Origin of the sequence: Streptomyces sp. NPDC085524 (assembly GCF_044541755.1) — a bacterium.
Lineage (GTDB): Bacteria > Actinomycetota > Actinomycetes > Streptomycetales > Streptomycetaceae > Streptomyces.
In genome coordinates, this window is sequence record NZ_JBITTH010000029.1 from 1 (window position 1) to 19,908 (window position 19,908).

Consider the following 19,908-nt stretch of genomic DNA (forward strand, 5'->3'; position numbering starts at 1 on the left):
CATCCACATGGCCACACTCCGACGCCACTACCCATGACGGAGCGTCACCGGCGCACGGTGGCACACCCCAGCTTCACGAAAATCTTGCCAGGGCCACCCAGAGGAGTACGCCGACAAAGGGCGACAGCGTGATAGCAGCAGGACTGCTGTCGGGGAGGAACGTTGTTGAACAACGACGCACCGCCGCTTTGGCCGGGCAGTATGACGGCCGAGCGACGGGTACTCGATCACCAAATCAAGCTGCACCGATGGGCAAGGAACGAGCCGGACCGCCGGTTCAATGATGTATTCAACTTGATCTGCGACCGGGCCACGCTGGTAGTGGCCTGGGAGCGGGTGTCTGGCAACCGGGGTGCCAGGACAGCAGGTGTGGACGCGGTCACCCGCTTTCACATCGAGGAACGTCGTGGAGTGATTCCGTTCCTGGAGGAGCTTCGCTCCTCCCTCAAGGACGGGTCCTTCACTGCGCTGCCGGTCAAGCAGGCGGTGATTCCCAAGAAGAACGGCAAGGTCCGTTACCTGGGTATCCCGACTCTGCGGGACCGCGTCGCACAGATGGCGCTCAAGCTGGTCCTGGAGCCGATCTTCGAGGCCGATTTCTACCCGTCGAGCTACAGGTATCGGCCCGGTCGTCGGGCTCAGGATGCCATCGCCGAGATCCACCGCTTCACCCGCAAGCCGTCGACCTACGACTGGGTCGTCGAGGGCGACATCAAAGCTTGCTTCGACAACGTCGACCATCATGTCCTGATGGACCTGGTGGCCGAGCGCATCAAAGACCGCAAGGTCCTGCGGCTGGTCAGCGCGTTTCTGCGGGCCGGAGTCGTCGAGCTGCACGGTGGATTCGCGGAGACCCTCACGGGCACTCCGCAAGGAGGAGTCGCCTCTCCGCTACTGGCCAACGTCTATCTCTCCGTTCTGGACCGGTATTTCTCGCGGATCTGGAACACCGAGATGAACCCCGGAGCACGTCGGCAAGCCCGACGGCGCAAAGGGCTGCCGAACTACCGTCTGGTGCGATACGCCGACGACTTCGTCGTGCTCGTGCACGGCACCAAGTCCGAGGCCGAGACACTCAAGGCGGAGATCGGTGAGCTGCTGGCCCGCAAGCTGAAGATGACTCTCTCGGTCGAGAAGACCCACATCACCCACATCGACGACGGCTTCGTCTTCCTGGGCTTCCACATCCAGCGAAGGCCCTTCGGCGACGGCCGTCGCGTCGTGCTCACCATCCCGTCCAAGCCCGCCCACGGGGCGAAGCACGACCTCGCTCTCGTTGGAGGAGGTGTTGCGGACGGTCAATCCGGTCCTTCGGGGCTGGGCTGCCTATTTCCGCTACGGCGCATCCAAGAGAACGTTCTCCTACCTCGGCTGGTACGCGTGGTGGAGGTTGCTTCTCTGGATTCGCCACAAGCATCCCCACCTGACCTGGAAACAGCTGCGGCGCCGCTATTACGGGACCGACCGCATCACCGAGGGCGGGATCGTCCTCTACAACCCGGCGAAGATGAAGGTCCAGCGCTACCAGTTCCGCGGAGCGCAGATCAGCACGCCATACAACATCGACGAGGTCGATCCCGACGGAGCACGCTTCCGCCGGACGAACCACGACGATGTGGCCTTCGTCGGTCAGGTCAGCGAATACCTCGCCTGACACATCGGATCACGTGGAGAGCCGGATGCTCGGCCAACGGGCACGTCCGGTTCGGCGGGCGGGGACGGGGAAACCGACACCGGAAACGGTGCACGGCGTCCCGTCCCCGACCCAACACATGGAACTCGACCGCCGCGGCGCCGAACTCCTCTTCCAGGTTCTGACCGAGCGGGAGGAAAAGAACAGCGTGGCGATCGCCTCGAACGAATCCTTCTCCAAAGCGCACACGTTCCGGCGAACCTGTGCCAGCAGCGCCGAAACTTCACGGGTTCCGGCAGGAACGCGGATGCTGCATGATCGAACGATGCTGGTCGAACTGGTGAAGGTCGCAAAGTTTCCCTGGAGCCCCTGGCTGGCCCAGGTCCGGACGCCGTTCGGCGGGACAGCAGTCCGCTGGTGCGGTGACCAAGCCGCGAAGCCTGGCACGTACCACGTTGAGTGGACGATCGATGAGGACATCGCCTGGGGGCGGAACGCGAAACCGGCTGTCGACGTCGGACCAGGAGTCCGACCTGGCGGGCACTGCGTTGTCCTGCGCGGTCGGCTGGCCCTCACGGTGGACGGCGCCGCCGTGCTGGACTTCGATGGCTCGCAGATTCTGCTGGACCTTGCCGATCCGCTGCCCGAAGGTGTTGCCGGCACGTGGGTCGAGCTCTTCATAGAGCGCGAGAAGATCGCTCTCTATCCGTACGAACTCTGACCAGAGATCAGTCGTTGGCCGCCGCCCACTCTGCCAAGCGGGTCTCATCAATGCGGTCGGACAGATAGATCATGGTGGCCTCGGGGTCCATGCCGAAGGCGGCGGCGACGAGCTTGGGGTCCATAGTGTTGACCAGGTCGAGCAGTCGAGTGCAGCGGATCATGCGCGGTGGGAAGTCGGAAGCGTCGAGGACGTGACTGACATAGGCGGTGGACGCCGGCCCCCGGCCGGACTTCGTCCGGCGGGTGACCACCACATGCGGGTTCTCCGTCTTCTGTTCTTCGCGGTGGGCCAGGCAGCGTTCCACTGCCGCCCAAGACGGCGGATCCAAAGGAACCGGATGCGGACGGTCGCCGAGCCGAGCGGTTCGGGCGCGTCGAGGTCAACGCCCTGGATCATTTTGACCTCGCGGCTTGAGGCGCCGTGCAACAGGGCGAGCATGCCCAGCAGAGCCTCGTGCGGGTGGACGGCTGGATCCGTTGTCCAGCGGCGGAACAGCAGACGTTGCTGGTCAAGCGTCAGCGTCGTGCCGGTGAAGCCACTCGGTCCTCGGGCGGTCAGACCACGGGCGGGATCGACGAGGACGATCTTCCGCGATCGCGCGAAGCGGAAGAACTGTCCGAGCACGACCAGCCGACGCTATCGGGCCTTGGGCGAGCTGGCTAGGAAAGCTTCGAGATCGTGCACGTCGGTCAGTGCCAAGTCCTCAGTGCCGCGCTCGCCGGCGAGAAACAGAGCGAGGTCACGCACGATGGCCAGTGCGGCTTCGATGGTGCTGTCGGTGCGGGGGCAGCGTTCCGGCACGCCGGGATCGCTCACGCGAGCGGATCATGAAGTCGGAGAAGGCCTCCACCGAAGGTAGCAGGGAGCCGGGGACCGCGAGGACCCGGCGTTGTCGGCGGCCGGCTGCGAGCCACTCGGCCTGGTCGGTGGCCATGGCCAGACCGCGACTGGTGAAGAAGGTTTCCAGGGCACGGGCGAGCGAGCCCATCGAACGACCCGGGCGGCGAGAGCGTTCGAGTACAGACTGGGGGAGGTTGAGCTGGCCGTCCCGAAGAAGCCGCCCGAGGGAAGTGATCATCGTGCTCACTTGGTTGCGGTGGTCCACCCTCGGACGGCGGCTGGTGGGTGTGCCCGGCGGCCGGATGGCCGCCGGGTGTGGTGACGGCGGGGGCTCTTGTCCGGACTGGGATGGCTACGCGGTCTTGCCCTTGAGCCAGTCCGGTGTGTGAAAGGTTGCTCCGCCGTACATCGGGAGTTCTACCGATTCTCCGTATCGGGCGAGTTGGCTCCAGGGTCGGTTGATTCCGGCGGAGCCGTAGCGGCGCACTCTGGTGACGGTGTCGAGGTCGAGTACGTCGACGAGGATCTCCTCGCCGGGGCCGGCCTGCTGGCGGACGATGCCTTCGGGGTCGACGACGGCGCTGGTGCCGACTCCGGCGGGGTCGGCGGCGTTGACGTTGATGACGTAGACCTGGTTGGTCCAGGCGTTGGCGCGAGCGCAGATGAGTTCCATTTCCCGGTCGCGGGTGGGGGTCAGGGTGGGCTGGATGATGATTTCCGCTCCCATCCAGGCGAGCTGGCGGACGGTTTCCGGGAAGGAGCCGTCGTAGCAGATGGCCAGGCCCGCCCGACCGGCGCCGGGGATGTCGAAGACGGTGAACTCGTCTCCGGGGGTGGTCTTTTCGTACGGCTGCCAGGGGAAGACCTTGCGGTAGCGGGCGACGATTTCACCCTCTGGTGAGACGGCGAGTGCGGTGTTGTAGAGGTGACCGTCCTCGGCGCGCTCGTAGAGGCTTCCCGGGACAAGCCACAGTCCGGTCTCCGTGGCGAGGGAGCAGATCCGGTCGGTGAGCGGGCCGGGAATCGTAACGGCGGCGTGTTCCATCCAGCCGTCGGGGGCCGGGCCCAGCAGCGGCCCCTCCGCGGCGAGCAGCAGCTCAGGGACGACGACGAGTTGGACGTGGGGGAAGTGGTCGCGTGTGGCGCGGACTTGGCTGGCGAAGCGCTGCCAGCTCGCTTCCAGGTCGTGGGGGACGGGCGTGGTCTGTAGGGCGGCGACGGCGAGTGTGCGCATGGGGGTTGTCAGTCCTTGGTGATGGTGAGCCCGGCGACCGAGGTGCGGCCGTCGCAGAAGAAGTGGTGGAAACGGGTGCGGACGATGAGCAGGGCCAGGGCGCCGGTGGCGATGGAGCCTGCACCGAGGAGGAAGACCCCGCCGACGCCGTGGAAGGAGGTGCTGCCGTAGGCCGGGTCGTACATGTCGTGAGCGCTGCGGGTGAAGGCCGCCAGCATCAGCAAGCCGCCCAGCAGGGGGAGCAGGCCCCGCAGGAGCAGGTCGCGCGGGGAGTCGAGGAGCCGTCGGCGGAAGTACCAGACGCAGGCCAGCGCGGTGGTGCCGTAGTAGCAGGCGATGAGGAGTCCGACGCAGAGTATGGCGTCGCCGAGGAAGTCGCCGGAGACGAGGGCGAGCACGACGAGCAGGCAGGCCGCCGCCGCTCCGAAGAAGAGGGTTCCGAAGGCGGGTGTGCTGTGTCGGGGGTGGATGCGGGTGAAGGCCTGGGGCAGGGCTTTGTGGGCGGCCATGGACAGGGTGCTGCGTGAGCTGCCGACGAGGCAGGTGAGCAGGGCTGAAACGGCCGAGACGCAGACGGCGAGCTGCATCACCTTGGCGAGGGCGGCGCCGAGGACCGGCGGGGCGAGGGTGGTCAGGATGTCGGAGGCGTTGTCGGGATTGCCCAGGCCGATGCCGTCGGTGCCGGTGCCGGCGAAGCTGATCGCCGCGAAGGCGGTGAAGAGGTAGGTCCCCAGGAGCACGACGGTCGATATGACGGCGGCCTGGCCGGAGACGCGGTCCCCGTCACGGGTCTCCTCGTTCGCGGTGATTAGCGCGTCCCAGCCCCAGTAGATGAACAGGCACAGCAGTACCGCCTCGGCGAACGAGCCGAAACCGCCGAAGGCGAGGGGGTTGAGCCAGGCCAGGGACGGGGTGGACGCCCCGTGGCGACCGAAGGCTGCCGCGCCGAAGCCGAGCAGGGCGAGCAGCTGAAGGCCGAGCAGCACGTACTGGACGGAGGCCGCGAGCTGCAGGCCCCGGTAGGCGACCGCCGTGACGGCGGCCAGCAGCAGGACGGCGCAGACCGTCACGGCCGTCCTGCTCTCCGCCAGGGAGTGCAGACCCAGCAGGTGCAGCAGGTAGCCGGCGCCGACCCGGGAGAGGGCCGTCATCGCGATGAGCGTGGCGCTCTGCACCACCCATCCTCCGGTGAGCCAGCCGGTCACCGGCCCGAAAGCACGCGTGGTCCACACGAAGGTGGTGCCGCAGTCGGGCATCGCCCGGTTGAGCTCGCGGAAGGCGAACGCGGTGAGAAGGATCGGCAGGAATCCCAGCAGCAGGGCGGCCGGGGCGAGGTCTCCGACAGTCAATGTCACGAAGCCGAGGGTGACGGCGATGCTGTATGCCGGGGCGACCGAGGACAGGCCGAGCGTGACGGCGGCGAGCAGGCCTACAGAGCCTGTGCGCAGCCCTTTGCCCACGGGCGCGGGCGGGGCCCCGGCTCTGGCCTCGGCGTCGGTCGGGTGGGTCATGGCGGCTCCTGGTTCCCGAAGTTTTGTTAAACGCAGATTTAAGAGATAGCACTCCGCGCGGTCAAGGGCCTGCGGGGTACTGTTAAATTTCAGTACAACTGATCCGAGGAGGGAGCTGGGCATGGCGGCCAGGAAGGGAAACGGCAAGGAGGCCCGTCGGGCCGAGCTGGGCAGGGCGGTGCAGCGCGCCTTGATGGTGCGCGGGCTGGAGGGCCTGCGTCTGCGCGACATCGCCGAGGAGGCCGGGGTCACACCCGCCGCGGTGCTCTACTACGGAGACCTGGACGCTTTGGTCCACGAGACCTACCAACAGGCCATCGAGCGCTACAGCCAGGAGCGCGAGCAGACCGCGAACCGCTTCGCCGACGCGCGCGACCAGCTCCGGGCCTGCATCGCAGGCGGCGTCGCCAGCGGACCCGACGACGTGCTGACCCGATTGCTCTTCGAGTACTGGCCGCGCTGCCTGCGTGACGCCAGGGCCGCCGCGCTCGACAGCGCGCTGACGGAACGCCAGATCGCGGTCTACTCAAGCATCCTGGTCCTCGGGCAGGCCCAAGGCCATTTCGTCCTCCAAGACCCTCCCCGCCTGCTCGCCGCCAACTTCGTCGCCATGGAGGACGGATACCAGATGGAAGTCCTCGCGGGCCGCCGCCCCCGCACCGAAGTGATCACCGCCCTGTGTGCCTATGCCCGCGCCGTCACGGGTCACGATCTGTCCGACCACCCCTGACAACGGCCCAGGGCATCATCGTCACCCCCGGCACCCACCCGATCCCATCCGGCGGTGGATCACCAATCCTCCTTCCGGGCACGCCATTGGTGGAGCTCCACTGAGCGCGTCTGCCCTGCCCCTGAGCAGAGGTGGGCATTTTCGACAAGCGCCGTCAGCCGAGCTGCCGCGCCCGGTCCCCGGCGTCAGCCTCGACGAGGTGCGGAGCACACAGCGGAGGCGCAGACGGGGCCGTCGGGAACCAGCACCGCATGCGCATCCCGGGAGCCGCCGCGGCACCTACGCCCGCGCCGATCACCATCACGACCGGCGAGCAGAACCGGTTCTGACCCCGTCTCAACGCATTGCGCGCCGGACCTCTGCCTCGGCGCCCGGCCCTGATGCGACAGGCTCCGTCGCCGTCGCCGGGCCGGTTGGTCCGGGGATGGGGGCGAAGCGGCTGGTGACGGCAAGCCAGTGCAGGGTCGCCGCCATGAACCTCTCCACCAGGTCCACGTACCGGCCCAACCGGTGGGCAGCGGGATGCTGGGCGCAGCGCCTGGGCGGTGCGGTGAACTCGGCGCGGCGCCGCTCCATCATCACGGTTGCCCGGGCGGCGGCCTCAGCGGGTGTGCAGGCATCACGCCGTGCGATCAGGGACAGCAGGCTGTCCTGGCTGGCGGCCTCGTCATGGGTATGGGAGGCGAGGTCGTTGGCCCAGCCGACTACGTCGGCCAAGGTCCAACGCAGCTCGCGTACCTGGTCGTCGACCTGCGGGTGCTCCACCAAGAGCGTGTGGCCGGTGCGTTCCAGGACGTTGAGCATGGGCAGCAGGGTGATGGTGCGGCGCCGCAGCCCGATGTAGTCGGTCAGGGACAGCCGGGCGCCGGAACGTCGCACCGCCATCTCCTCCTCGCACGCGTCGAGGAAATCGGTGTAGTCGTCAACGAACCGCCTGCGCCAACTCTCTGGCATCCCCGCGGCGGTCCGCTCCCACAACCCCGCCAGAACCGCCGCCGCCAGGCCCGCGTCGCCGGTAGCCACGGGCCGGGTCCTTCCGACGGACGTGAAGGCGTCGCGGAGTGGGGCGGTGAACCGTTCCAGCTCACCGGGGACCGCACCGATGTCGTGGTGGTCGAGGCGGTCGTCCACCCAGCAGATGAACACCGTCCAATACCACCGTCAACGGTGAGGGTCTGGCCGGTGATGAACGCGGCTTCGTCGGACGCGGGAAAGAGGACGGCGTGGGCGACGTCGGCACTCTCGCCCAGCCGGCCGAGCGGGATCGCCGCGACCATGCGCCGCAGGTACTCCTCCCCCAAGCCGGTGAGGCCTTCAGTTCGGATGTTGCCGGGCAGGACAGCGTTGACCGTAATGCCTGCGGGTGCCAGCTCCAGGGCGGCGCCCCGCAGGAGGCCGAGCTGCCCGGCTTTGCTGGCCCCGTAGTGGGTCCAGCCCGCGTACCCGGTGGTGGGGCCGGTGATGGAGGAGGTCAGCACGATGCGGCCGTGCCCGGCACGCTCCATCGCCGGCAGGAACGCCTTCACGGTCAGGACCGAGCCGCGCAGGTTAACCGCCAGCGCCTCGTCCACGTCCTGGGCCGTCATCTCGTGCAGGGGCTTCTCCGGGAAGATCCCCGCGTTCGCGCACACCACGTCGACATGCCCGTGGCGGCGTTGGGCCGCGGCGGCCAGCGCCTCGATCGCCTCCGGGTCCCGCAGATCCACACCCAGGCCGAGCACCCGGCCCCTGGTAGCGTCGGCGATCTCGTCGGCGACCTTACAGGCGACTGCCTCATTGCGGCTGGTGACCACCACGGCCGCCCCGCGTCGGGCGAACACCTCCGCGATACCCCGGCCGATCCCACGCGTCGCGCCGGTCACGACCACGGACCGCTCACGCCAGTCAGTGCCCATCATCCTTCATCCGTTCCTTCCCGCCGTGGCCGCAGCACCGTCCCACTGATCGTTCCCGGCCTCATCCCGGCAAGCCCACGGCGAGGTACCCGAAGACCGCGACAGCAACAGCTCCGACGCACTCCCCGACACCCCGAACAACGCCCAGGTGAGAACACCGTCACGGCCCCGACCACCGCGCATGGGACGCAACCCCCACGGCTTCAGCACTCATCCGACAAGCAGGGCAACGCGGTCGGCAGTCCCGGCAGGAGCCGCCCCTTGCGCTGAGGTCGCGGACACCATCAGGGTGCAACTGAACGTCCTCGAGTCCCCTCACTCCGCTCTGACGAAGAGAAAGCCGCCACCGACCCACAGCACCTGACTCATGCTGGTGGGGTCGGGGCCGCGGCGGGGAACACGCAGCCGGCCGTAGTCCCGATCTCCTTGTCGCAGCGGAACGCCGCGGATTTCCACGTCGCCCTGCCCGGGGTGGCCACAGCTGAGGTTGCGGTCACGGTGTGGGTGGCGGCGGTGGTGTTCCGCTTGGCCGTGAAGTCCCGGTAGGTGATCGTGCCTGTCGCCTCCCTGCCGACCTCCACCATCAGGGCCGGTACCTGCACCGCTGCCTAGCAGGTACCGCCGCACGCCGTGGACAGGGTGAGCCTGACGCCCTTGGCCAGCTTCTCCACGGTCTTCACCTTGAAGGTGACCTGCTGCGTGAATTCGGCCTTCGTCGCGGACAGGTCGTACTGCTCGGTCATGTCCAGGACGGCACGGCCGACGACCTTCTTCTTGTCCTGGATCACCAGGATTCCTTCGCTCTGCGCGCAGGAATGAAATCGGTCCAGGCGGTTCGGCCCAAGACGGCAGTCCGGCTTCGCCCGCACAGTGAACGTGGCGGTGGCAGCGGGCAGGGTGCCGGCCGGGACAGCGTGCGGCATCGTGAGGGCTGCCCCCAGAGCGCCCACAGCCAGGGACGAGAGCCCCAGAACATATTTCACTCCGATCACGGGGCGCAATACGGCTCTCGGGCCTTCGCAGGTCTCTGCGACCAGTTGAAGGCCGCCCGGTCGATGGGCGCGGTCGGGTCCAGCGCCGACAACGCGGCCTGCGAAAGCTTCCACGCTTCCCTCAAACGCGAGACCCTCCAGGGCGGCCGAGACTACGGCGACGCCGGCATCTGCCGCAGAACCGTTTTCGCCTGGCTGACCCGCTACAACACCCGCCGCCGGCACTCCGCCAACGGCCACCTCAGCCCCCAACGAATACGAACGCCGACACCACGCAGCTAAGCTCACACTCGCCGCGTGATAGACGAAGCGTGTCCACCACCACGGGGGAAGGCCCCAGGACAGGTTCCTTCACCGCGGCCACCCCAAGATCCACACCGACCGCAGGTCATCAGCCTGGTCAGCCGGTGCACACACGTGTCGCATACCGGTGAACGATTCAACACTTCTGTGGAAAACGACGCCGATCTTCACCAACAAACGACACCGATCTTCACCTCACCCAGCCGCACCACCAGCAACGATGCCCCTCACAGTGGAAGAACCTGTCGCCACCCACTGCAAATCACACGTCGCTCATCACGAGCGCAGGCCTCGCGTAGATTCAGTGAACCAAGCGCAGCATCAACCGCTCAGCTAATCTGCCACAGCCCCCGGTCAGGAGCGTGACGACTGGTCAGGTCATGTGACCGACGACATCTGAGCTGTCGCCGAATCTCGCGCCCTGTGCCAGGCAGCGGACCACACGCTCCGGTGTCATGCTGAGAGAGGGCGCGGAGGCTGCGAGACCGGGTGAACATGCCAGGAGGAGCCTTGACACAACTGGCTCGGATTCCGCTGGGAGGCGGGGGCTCCCTCTTGATCGAGGCTCCGGCTGCGCCGACCGGTCCGGTGAAGGCAGGCCGCGTCAGCGATGCCATTCATGACCTGCCAGCAACTCTCCAAGAGGCTCTGAGCCCGATCACTGAAGCGGCGCACGCCACACTCGACCAGCTCCGCAAGGCCAGCCCTGATGCGATCACGGTCGAGTTCGGTGTCGACCTCGCGGTCGAGGCCGGAGCCGTGATCACCAAGAGCAGTGCCAACTGTCATTTGAAGGTCACCATGACGTGGAAGAAGGACGCGCCCGGCCGCCCCGACGCAGCCAACCAGCCGGGGTGACCCCATGGACATCACCGGCACGCCCCCGGACGGAGACCACGGCGCCCAGGACTCTGACCAAGCGGGACTCTTCCTGGCCGTGGCCCAGATCCTCGGACCGGAAGACCAGGTGGCCGGTGCCGGCTTCCTCGTCGCCGAGGGCGTCCTGATGACGTGCGCGCACGTCGTACGCGCCGCCGGAGCCGGGCCCGGTGACAGTCTGCGGCTGGCCTTCCCGCGCCTGGACAGCGCACCCGAGGTCGAGGGCCTGGTCCTGACGGAAGCGTGGAGCGCCCCCGAGGACGAGGACGTGGCCGTCATACGCCTGAGCACTAGCGACGGCGTCACCGGGAGCGTCACGCCGTTGGCCCTGGGCTCTGCGGCAGGCTCCCGGGCCCACGGGGTGCAGTCCTACGGGTTCCCAACCCAAGCCCCCGTCGGCGGCCACTTCGGATACGGCAAAGCTGGCGGCATACTGCCCGCGACCAAGGGCCGAGGCGCTCACCTGCAGCTGACCGAAGCCAATGACCTCACCACCGGGTTCAGCGGCGGACCGGTCGTCGACGAGGTGACCGGCCTGGTCATCGGCATGCTCACCGAAATCGCCGCCCCCGACATGTTCGGCAAGGGACAAGGGATCGCGTACGCCACCCCCACCCAGGTACTGCGGGAGATCTGGCCAGAGCTTACCGAGCAGAACGTATACCCCTACCGGGGACTGGAGCCGTTCACCGCGGAACACGCCCAGTGGTTCGAGGGCCGCAAGGACGCCGTCCGGCAGGTCCTGGACAACCTCGCCGAGCAGCAGCGAGTGATACTGCTGCTCGGCCCCTCCGGCTCGGGCAAGTCGTCGCTGGTCCAGGCGGGCGTGCTGCCCTCGCTGGCAGCCTGCGAGCTGCCAGGCAGTGACCGCTGGCTGCCCATCGTCACCCGTCCACGGCAGGACCTGTTGGCCGAGCTCGAACGCGCCGGACTGCCCGGCGCCGACAGCCTCGGGATCGCCGAAGCCGTGACACGCAGGCTGGCAGCCGAACCCGGCCACCAGCGCGTCGTACTGGTCATCGACCAGTACGAGGAACTCCTCGCGGAAGGCTTCACCAGCCGGGAGCAGGAGCGCCGCCTGGCTGCCACCGATCAGATCACCGCCGCGATCACGTCACTCGCCGCACTCCACGTGATCATGATCATGCGCGACGACTTCTACCCCCAGCAGGCCGCCCTTGCCCCCGAACTGCTCGAAGCGGCGATGCCGGGCCTGCTCAACGTCCCGAGCACGCTCAGCCAGGACGACCTGCACGACATCATCACCCTGCCCGCCCTGAAAGCCGGCGCACACTTCGAACAGGGCCTGCCCGAACGCATCATCGGCGCCGTGCTGGCCAGCACACCCGACGGAACGACGACCCGCCGGGCGCCGGTCACCGTCCTTCCCATGCTCGAACTGACCCTCGACCAGCTGTGGCAGCGACGCCACGAGGGCTTCCTCACCCACGACGCCTACCGGCGCATCGGCGGCGTCACCGGCAGCCTGACCACCTGGTGCGACTCCGCACTCAACAAACTGCCGCCCGGCGGCCTGCCCGTCGCCCAGCGCATTCTCACCTCACTGGTCCGGTCCGAAGACCCCCGCCACAACATCCCCGCCATCCGCCAGCGGGTCCCCCTACAGGATCTGCGCGAACTGGCAGCCGACGTCAGCGACCGACCCGACAGCCGCACACGGATCGACGAGGTGCTAGCCGCCCTCACCCGCCACCGCATCATCACCACCCACACACCCCAGGTCTCCCTGGTCCACGACGCCCCTCCCGCACAGCCGGTAGCCGAGCTCATCCACGACGCACTCATCCGCGACTGGGGCACCCTGCGCAAGTGGGTCAGCGAAGACCACCAATTCAAGGAATGGCTCGACGACGCCCGCACACGGCACGACCGCTGGGCCGAGACGACGGACGCTGGAGACCTGCTCGCGGGAACAGCCCTCGTTCAGGGCGCCGACTTGGCACAACAACGCCGCCTGCCGGCCGACATCAAGGACTACCTCACCGCCAGCAAGGAACACCAGCTAGCTGGCATCCGGCGCAGCAGACGCCTCAACACAGTCCTGGCCGCCCTCCTCGTCCTTGCACTCATCGCCGCCGGTGGAGCCTTCTGGCAGTGGCGGGCAGTCGAAGCCGAGCGCGATGCAGCCTTGTCGCGACAGCTCGCCGCCCAGTCCAGCAACCTCATCAGCGTGAACCCCGAACTAGCCTCACTGCTGGCCGTCCAGGCATACCGCACCAGCCCCACACCCGAATCAGGCCAGATTATACAAAACGCCGCATCCCTCCCGCTACACAAGCGATTGTCTGGTCACACCGCCTCGGTGCTTTCGGTGGCGTTCAGTCCTGATGGCCGCACCCTCGCCACCGGCAGCGACGACAAGACCGTACGGCTGTGGGACCCGGCCACCGGCAAAACCCGCACCACCCTGACCGGACACACCGACGCGGTAAATGCGGTGACGTTCAGCCCCGACGGCAAAACCCTCGCCACCGCCAGCGACGACAAGACCGTACGGCTGTGGGACCCGGCCACCGGCAAAACCCGCACCACCCTGACCGGACACACCGACGCGGTGCTCGCGGTGGCCTTCAGCCCCGACGGCAAAACCCTCGCCACCGCCAGCACCGACAACACTGCACGGCTGTGGGACCCTGCCACCGGCAAAACCCTCAGAACCCTGACCGGACACACTGGCTGGGTGGAAGCGGTGGCGTTCAGCCCCGACGGCAAAACCCTCGCCACCGCCAGCGACGACGAGACCGTGCGACTGTGGAACGTGGCCACCGGCAAAACCCACACCACCCTGACCGGACACACTGGCTGGGTATTTGGGGTGGCGTTCAGTCCTGACGGCCGAATCCTCGCTACCAGCAGCGACGACAACACTGCGCGGCTGTGGGACCTGACCACCGGCAAAACCCGCAGAACCCTGACCGGACATAATAACGCGGTAAATGCGGTGACGTTCAGCCCCGACGGCAAAACCCTCGCCACCGGTAGCAAGGACCACACGGAAAAGCTGTGGGACGCGGCCACTGGCGTGCCCCGCACAACCCTAATCGGACACACCGACTTGATATATTCGTCAGCTTTCAGTCCTGACGGCCGCACCCTCGCCACCGCCAGCGACGACAAGACCGTGCGACTGTGGGACCTGACCACCGGTAAAACCCTAATCGGGCACACCGACTCGGTACTTTCGGCGGCATTCAGCCCCGACGGCAAAACCCTCGCCACCGCCAGCACCGACAACACTGCACGGCTGTGGGACCCTGCCACCGGCAAAACCCTCAGAACCCTGACCGGACACACCGACTCGGTAGAAGCGGTGGCGTTCAGCCCCGACGGCAAAACCCTCGCCACCGCCAGCGACGACAAGACCGTGCGACTGTGGAACGTGGCCACCGGCAAAACCCGCACCACCCTGACCGGACACACCGACGCGGTGCTCGCGGTGGCCTTCAGCCCCGACGGCAAAACCCTCGCCACCGCCAGCACCGACAACACTGCACGGCTGTGGGACCCTGCCACCGGCAAAACCCTCAGAACCCTGACCGGACACACCGACGCGGTAAATGCGGTGGCGTTCAGCCCCGACGGCAAAACCCTCGCCACCGCCAGCGGCGACAAGACCGTACGGCTGTGGAACGTGGCCACCGGCAAAACCCGCACCACCCTGACCGGACACACCGACGCGGTGCTCGCGGTGGCCTTCAGCCCCGACGGCAAAACCCTCGCCACCGCCAGTTTCGACTACACTGCACGGCTGTGGGACCCTGCCACCGGCAAAACCCTCAGAACCCTGACCGGACACACGAACTCGGTGAATGCGGTGGCGTTCAGTCCCGACGGCAAGACCCTCGCCACCGCCAGTTTCACCAACACTGCACGGCTGTGGAACGTGACCACCGGCAAAACCCTCAGAACCCTGACCGGACACACGAACTCGGTGAATGCGGTGGCGTTCAGACCCGACGGCAAAACCCTCGCCACCGCCAGCACCGACAAGACAGCGCGGCTGTGGGATGTCGTCCTACCCAAAACCTCCGCCGCGATCCACAAGATCTGCCGCGCCGTCAACCGCGACCTCACCCCCCAGGAACGCACCACATACCTGCCAGGACAATCATCGAGCCCCGTATGCCCAACGAGCTGAACCGCTTGCACGACCGCCCTGCTCGCCGTACGCGGACGACCTTGAGGTGCCGGAACGCGAACGCCAGTCCGGTGCCGGGCGGCTGCCGCGGTCCTTCTCGTACAGACGGGCCGCGCTCGCCAGCGTGGTGCGCGCGGACGCGGAGTCGCCGAGCATGGCGAGCGCCCGCGCCTCTCGGGTGGCGAGGATGGACATGAGTGATGGCGGCGCCCATGGCACTGCGAGGGCGGCGGCCCGCCGCGCGTGGTCTGGCGGCATCCGCGCCACTGACCTTCCCAGCATCGGGGCCGGATCGGAGCGCACATAGGCTCTCGATCACAAAGAGGGTGGGGGTGCCTCGACCGCGAGGGGGAGCGCGGAGACCGCCACCTCCATCGGCAGCACCTGCGGCACCACGGCTGGCCGCGGCGTACGCGGTCGTGGCGGGCAGGTTCAAGGCGAAGGCTGCGGCGACCGCGACCGCGGCGCGCATCATGATCATCATGTGGCTGGTTGTACCGGCCCCAGCCCCGTCAGCGACAGGGCCCGAGCAGCCGGTTCACCCAGGCGGGGTGTCAGGTTCACCGCCGAAACGGCACTGCACGGCACGCGCCGGAGATGCCGCCCGGCAGTGGTCGGGGCAAGCCTCATCCGTAGGCGCCGGGCATGTGGCCCGTCGGGGGTACTGGCGTGCGCCGGAGCGCCGGGCAGGGCCGCCATTCACTCACTCGGGTGAATCGGGGTGCTGTGGGGGGGGGAGAGAAGTGCGCGGTGGGCTCGTCTGCGGGGCGAGGGCGCGATCACGCCGACCGCGTCCCGCCAAGTAGATGGAGAACCACTGAACATGCCGTCCTTGGAGTGGATCGGGTACGTCCCGACCGCCGTGAGCGCGGTGCACGCTCTGGTCGCTGTGGTGAACCTGTGCCGGCGCGGTACTGCCGGCCGCCCGGGCACCAGCCGTGAAGCGATCGTCGAGCCCGTGGTGCCGAAGCAGTGCGGTGGCGCACCGCTGGAGGTTGCGGTGGTGCGGGTGGAGCTGGCCGTGGGCACGGAGATCGTCGTGCGGATCGAGGTGGCGGGGGTGGCCGACGCCCCCGCAGCCATCGGTGCCGGCACCGGTTCCGGTCCGGCGGCCGGCGGGGAGCCGGGCCCGTGGTAGGTGGCGGTGCGGAGGAGGAGTTCGCGCCGGGGCCTGACGCGGAAGAGGAGTGCGCGCCCTGCGCGGAAGCGGGCACGGTGGCGGAGCCAGATGTGGACTTGCAGAGCAAGGGGCTGAGCGATGTGGAGATCGCGGGCGCGCTCGGCATAGCGGCCCCGCAGCTGCACAAACTGCGTTCGAAGGCAATCGCGTATCTAAGGCGCAAGCTCACTGGGCATTTTCGGGATGGGCATCGGAAGAAGAGCTGCGAAAGGAAGGACAGGTGACGGATGTGAGCACGAACGACCACCGCGGCGGGGCGGGCCGCCCGGATCCGGTGGTGCCGGCCGGGCTCGCCCAACTGCTGGCCCAGCTAGGCAGTGTCTGATGGCTCTTGGCCCGAATGGTGTCGGCGTACGGACTTCTCTGGCCCTGGCAAGATTTTCGTGAAGTCGGGGTGTGCCACCGTGCGCCGGTGACGCTCTGTTATCTGTAGTGGCGTCGGAGTATGGCCATGTGGATGACGCGGTGGCGGAGCAGTGGGACTCCGGCGCGGCCGGCCATGATCCGTTTCTGGAGTTTGAGGTCGGTGATGCGGCCTTCGTTGACGCCGGAGCTGAACGGGGTGGTGATGCCCTGCACGACGGCGCTCTGGTCCTCCCGGATGGCGTTGGCCAGGCCGGCGAGGGGCGGGAGGCGTGAGTGTGTGAGGTGTTCGAGCCAGGCCGGTAGCGGGTCTGCGTCGCGGGTGTCGAGCATGGAGGCGAACTGGCGGACCAGATCGTGGGTGAGGTCCAGTTCCGGGCAGTTCTTGAACAGCCGACGTAGTCCCTCGGAGGCGTGCCGGGTGCGTAGTGAGGGTGTGGCGGTGATCCACCGGGCGACTTGGCGGGGTGAGGGCGGTCGTTCGCGCGGCGTGTCGATCGGCAGGCCGCGCCTCAGCGGTGCGACGGCCATCTTGATCCGCTGGTAGTGGCCGCGGTAGCCCTTGGTGAGGAGCTCCTGGTGCAGCACCGTGGCATTGTGCTCGCCTTCTTCCCAGCGTTGTTTCAGGTAGTCCAGGTAGGGGTCGAGGCTGGTTGGGCGGCGGGGCCGGGTCGTTCGTACGCATTCCTGCCAGGTGGCTGCCCGGGCGTACTTGCTCACGGTGCGCCGGTTCAGGCCCAGTTCGCGGGCTACGGCGTTGATCGATCGGCCGGTGTCGGTCACCGCGTGCACCGACTCGAACAGCTGCTTCGCGTGGCGCCGCGCCAGGGTATCGGCCGGGTCGGACGGTCCCACAGGCTCGGCCTGTGACGGTGTCGCTTCAGGCTCGGGCACCGCGGCGTGAAGACAGCCGCGGTGGGCGGCGGCGATGTCCCCGACCCGCTTCGACAGCCCCTGCCACAGGTGAAAGCGGTCGCTGACCTGCACCGCCTCCGGGGCACCCTCGGTGATGCCCTGGCGGTAGACCAGCGAACCGTCCCGACAGACGACCTCGACGCCGGGGTGCGTCCGCAGCCAGGCCGTCACCTGCTCCGCGTCGCGTCCCTCCCACAGTTCGATCGGCAACCGGGTCTCGGCATCCACCAGCAGGGTGCCGTAGACGTCCGCATACAGTGCGAAGTCGTCCACGCCCAGGACCCGCGGGGTTGCGGCTGGCGGAAGCGGCAGGCGCATCAGGTGGAACAGGACGCTCGTCCGCGACAGCGGCACCTTCAGGATCTGCAGGAGCCGGGCGCCGCCGCGGCCGGCGAGGAGCACGCCGGTCATCTCCACCAGATGCTGCAGCAGCGGGCTGCGCCGCCGGTAGCGTTTGGTCAGTCCGTCGACCTGCTCGGCAAATGTTCGCCGGCCGCAGCGCGGGCTGTCGCAGAACAGCCGCCGCACGGAAAGTTCGATCAGCACCGGACGCCCACCGACAGCGACGTCGGCCAGGGTGCGGGAGTAGCGACTGTGCACCCGCACGGAACCGCGGCCAGAGTCCGGACAGGTCACCGTCGCCTCACGCGTGGAGGCTGCAACGCGGACCACGCCGCCATCCACCCACACCCGCTCCACCCGCACCACATCAAGGTGCGGAGACACAATCCGTACGAGGTCATCACACTCGACGACAGTCCCGCCACGAGTGACGGAGCGTCACCGGCGCACGGTGGCACACCCCGACTTCACGAAAATCTTGCCAGGGCCACGTTCGTGTACGCCGACAGACAGGGGCTTTTGGCCCTGCTCGACGGCGAGATGGATTTTGCTGGTTAGGCCACCTCGGGACCGTCCGAGGCCGTGGTCGGCCGGCTCGAGGAAGACACCGCCGGGCGGCTCCTTCTGGAGATCCCCCTTTTCGCCGCCCCGGCGGCGTGCTGGTGGGCTCGGCAAACGGTGGAGTCGACGTTGACCTCCCAGGTGATCAGGCCCTTCGCGTCGGCCTCGGCCTGGAGCCGGGTGAGAATCCGGGCCCAGGTGCCGTCCCGCTGCCAGCGCCGGAACAGGTCGTAGACCCGGTCCCACGGACCGTAGCGATCAGGCACGTCCCGCCACGGAGCACCGGTCCGGGTCCGCCACCGTATGCCGTCTATCAACTGCCGCCGCGTCCACACCCGCGGCCGACCCGGCTTGATGCCCTGCGGCAGCAACGGCTCAAGCCGGGCCCACTGGCCATTCGTCAGATCTCCACGTCCCACGACACGTGATCATGAACGAACAAGATCCACTTTCGCAACAGAACCTAGCGCGCGAAAGCCAGCAACGGATTACAGCGCGGCGATGGGCTTGGTGCCGGGCTCAAGGGGCAGACGGAGCGCCCTGACGGCGAACGAGATGGCGTGGTACCAGCCGCAGACCAAGACCAGCTCGAGCGCGGCGTCTTCATCGGCGACGGCGACCAGGTTCGCCCAGGTGTCGTCGGAGAGATCGAAGGTCGCGTGGAGCTCGTCGACGGCTTCAAGCACCGCACGGTCAGTTGCGTCCCAGCAGCGGTCCGCCGGCCCTCCGGCCGCGAGGGACGCGAGCTGCGCGGCGTCGAGTCCCGCCTTCTCGGCGAAGCCCGCGACGTGCACGGCCCACTCGTAGTCGGCGCCACAGAGCGCGGTCGTCCGGTCGATGACCAGCTCGCGCTGGCGGAGAGTGAGAGCGGAACGCTGAGAAAAGTAGTAGCTTCCCCAGCCCGCGATGGAGCGGGCGAGCTCGGGCCGGCGCGCCCACACCCGGAACAGCTGGATAGGCGAATGCCCGAGGAGCTCGAGGGCCGCGCCGGCTTCCTCGTCGTACGGCGGCGAGAGAGGTTCGATTCGCGAGCGCTTCGATTTTAGAGGCATGACGGCACGCTAACATTGACGCTTCGGAAAGAGAAGCGAATAAGGGAAGTGCATGGTGCGACCAACACCCCTTCCGGGCCGACGGGTCCGCGGCTCACAGACGGGGCGCCCGATCATGGCGCTGCTCGACCTCCTGGGTCGGCGTTGGGTGCTGCGAGTCCTGTGGGAGCTACGGGACGACTCGACGCCGACGTTCCGGCAGCTCCAGCAGCGATGCGACGGCGTCTCCTCAAGCGTCCTGGCAGACCGGCTTCGTGAGCTTGGACAGGCCGACCTCGTCGAGCACGCCGGCGAAGGTTACCTGCTCACCGGACAGGGCAGGACCCTTCTCGAACGTCTCGCCCAGCTCGATGCGTGGGCCGCTGACTGGCGGCCCAAGGTCGAGGACTGACGACCATCCCTGATCTCGGCCGGGAACCCCGGCCAAGTGCCTTCCGGCTACGGCTGGTCCAGAGCGGAGCCCCCCGCTGCAGCGCCGGTACAAGCCCCGCGGGCCGGGCAGACGGGCCAGGTGGGTCAATCAGGCTCCTGCGAGACGGGGACGGCGCCCCAAACGCCTGCAGCACCGGCCCGACACCCTCGACGGCTTCACAGC

15 protein-coding genes and 4 pseudogenes are annotated in these 19,908 nt (G+C 67.9%); 9 read left to right on the plus strand and 10 right to left on the minus strand.

Annotation, left to right across the window (positions count from 1 at the left end; genetic code table 11):
- Positions 1-201: 201 nt before the first annotated feature.
- The 3 genes and pseudogenes from ltrA to ACIGFK_RS33880 form a co-directional block, all read left to right on the plus strand.
- Positions 202-1,185, plus strand: a pseudogene (gene ltrA, locus ACIGFK_RS33870) (group II intron reverse transcriptase/maturase); the annotation flags it as partial.
- A gap of 100 nt (positions 1,186-1,285) precedes the next feature.
- Positions 1,286-1,654, plus strand: coding sequence for a group II intron maturase-specific domain-containing protein (locus tag ACIGFK_RS33875; RefSeq protein WP_400055000.1), 369 nt, complete (start codon positions 1,286-1,288; stop codon positions 1,652-1,654).
- 115 nt (positions 1,655-1,769) lie between these two features.
- Positions 1,770-1,904, plus strand: a pseudogene (locus ACIGFK_RS33880) (ATP-binding protein); the annotation flags it as partial.
- Between the two features lie 457 nt (positions 1,905-2,361).
- Here ACIGFK_RS33880 and ACIGFK_RS33885 read toward each other — a convergent pair.
- The 4 genes from ACIGFK_RS33885 to ACIGFK_RS33900 form a co-directional block, all read right to left on the minus strand.
- Positions 2,362-2,661: a hypothetical protein gene (locus ACIGFK_RS33885; protein WP_400054882.1), complete on the minus strand. Its 300-nt coding sequence runs from the start codon at positions 2,659-2,661 to the stop codon at positions 2,362-2,364.
- Between the two features lie 332 nt (positions 2,662-2,993).
- Positions 2,994-3,173 (minus strand): hypothetical protein, encoded by a 180-nt coding sequence (locus ACIGFK_RS33890; protein ID WP_400054884.1) that lies wholly within the window; start codon positions 3,171-3,173, stop codon positions 2,994-2,996.
- Positions 3,174-3,549: 376 nt separating this feature from the next.
- The gene (locus ACIGFK_RS33895; RefSeq protein WP_400054886.1) at positions 3,550-4,431 is read right to left on the minus strand and encodes a carbon-nitrogen hydrolase family protein; all 882 of its coding nucleotides are present in this window, start codon (positions 4,429-4,431) and stop codon (positions 3,550-3,552) included.
- Positions 4,432-4,439: 8 nt separating this feature from the next.
- A complete protein-coding gene (locus ACIGFK_RS33900) occupies positions 4,440-5,942 on the minus strand; it encodes an APC family permease (RefSeq protein WP_400054887.1) in 1,503 nt (500 codons plus the stop codon).
- Between the two features lie 121 nt (positions 5,943-6,063).
- Here ACIGFK_RS33900 and ACIGFK_RS33905 point away from each other — a divergent pair, with 121 nt between their 5' ends.
- Positions 6,064-6,672: a TetR/AcrR family transcriptional regulator gene (locus ACIGFK_RS33905; protein ID WP_400054889.1), complete on the plus strand. Its 609-nt coding sequence runs from the start codon at positions 6,064-6,066 to the stop codon at positions 6,670-6,672.
- A 336-nt stretch (positions 6,673-7,008) separates the two neighbouring features.
- On the opposite strand, the gene ACIGFK_RS33910 is transcribed toward ACIGFK_RS33905, so the two are convergent.
- The 3 genes and pseudogenes from ACIGFK_RS33910 to ACIGFK_RS33920 all read right to left on the minus strand — a co-directional run bounded on the left by ACIGFK_RS33910 (position 7,009) and on the right by ACIGFK_RS33920 (position 9,355).
- Complete coding sequence (locus ACIGFK_RS33910; RefSeq protein WP_400054891.1) at positions 7,009-7,818, minus strand: terpene synthase family protein; 810 nt, start codon at positions 7,816-7,818, stop codon at positions 7,009-7,011.
- Positions 7,819-7,835: 17 nt separating this feature from the next.
- Positions 7,836-8,570: pseudogene (locus ACIGFK_RS33915) on the minus strand (SDR family oxidoreductase); the annotation flags it as partial.
- A gap of 605 nt (positions 8,571-9,175) precedes the next feature.
- Complete coding sequence (locus ACIGFK_RS33920) at positions 9,176-9,355, minus strand: hypothetical protein (protein WP_400054892.1); 180 nt, start codon at positions 9,353-9,355, stop codon at positions 9,176-9,178.
- Between the two features lie 186 nt (positions 9,356-9,541).
- Here ACIGFK_RS33920 and ACIGFK_RS33925 point away from each other — a divergent pair.
- From ACIGFK_RS33925 to ACIGFK_RS33940, 4 genes and pseudogenes are all read left to right on the plus strand, one after another.
- Positions 9,542-9,841, plus strand: a pseudogene (locus ACIGFK_RS33925) (integrase core domain-containing protein); the annotation flags it as partial.
- Positions 9,842-10,417: 576 nt separating this feature from the next.
- Positions 10,418-10,720 (plus strand): CU044_2847 family protein, encoded by a 303-nt coding sequence (locus ACIGFK_RS33930; protein WP_400054894.1) that lies wholly within the window; start codon positions 10,418-10,420, stop codon positions 10,718-10,720.
- Positions 10,721-10,724: 4 nt separating this feature from the next.
- Positions 10,725-14,900: a trypsin-like peptidase domain-containing protein gene (locus ACIGFK_RS33935; protein ID WP_400054895.1), complete on the plus strand. Its 4,176-nt coding sequence runs from the start codon at positions 10,725-10,727 to the stop codon at positions 14,898-14,900.
- A gap of 823 nt (positions 14,901-15,723) precedes the next feature.
- Positions 15,724-16,038 (plus strand): hypothetical protein, encoded by a 315-nt coding sequence (locus ACIGFK_RS33940; protein ID WP_400054896.1) that lies wholly within the window; start codon positions 15,724-15,726, stop codon positions 16,036-16,038.
- 465 nt (positions 16,039-16,503) lie between these two features.
- Here ACIGFK_RS33940 and ACIGFK_RS33945 read toward each other — a convergent pair whose 3' ends face one another.
- The 3 genes from ACIGFK_RS33945 to ACIGFK_RS33955 form a co-directional block, all read right to left on the minus strand.
- Positions 16,504-18,063: an ISL3 family transposase gene (locus ACIGFK_RS33945; protein ID WP_400054898.1), complete on the minus strand. Its 1,560-nt coding sequence runs from the start codon at positions 18,061-18,063 to the stop codon at positions 16,504-16,506.
- 191 nt (positions 18,064-18,254) lie between these two features.
- Positions 18,255-18,680, minus strand: coding sequence for an IS5 family transposase (locus ACIGFK_RS33950; protein WP_400054899.1), 426 nt, complete (start codon positions 18,678-18,680; stop codon positions 18,255-18,257).
- Positions 18,681-18,749: 69 nt separating this feature from the next.
- On the minus strand, positions 18,750-19,313 hold the full coding sequence (locus ACIGFK_RS33955; protein ID WP_386468372.1) for a carboxymuconolactone decarboxylase family protein: 564 nt from the start codon (positions 19,311-19,313) through the stop codon (positions 18,750-18,752).
- 115 nt (positions 19,314-19,428) lie between these two features.
- Here ACIGFK_RS33955 and ACIGFK_RS33960 point away from each other — a divergent pair, with 115 nt between their 5' ends.
- A complete protein-coding gene (locus ACIGFK_RS33960) occupies positions 19,429-19,704 on the plus strand; it encodes a winged helix-turn-helix transcriptional regulator (RefSeq protein WP_386468370.1) in 276 nt (91 codons plus the stop codon).
- Positions 19,705-19,908 lie beyond the last annotated feature (204 nt).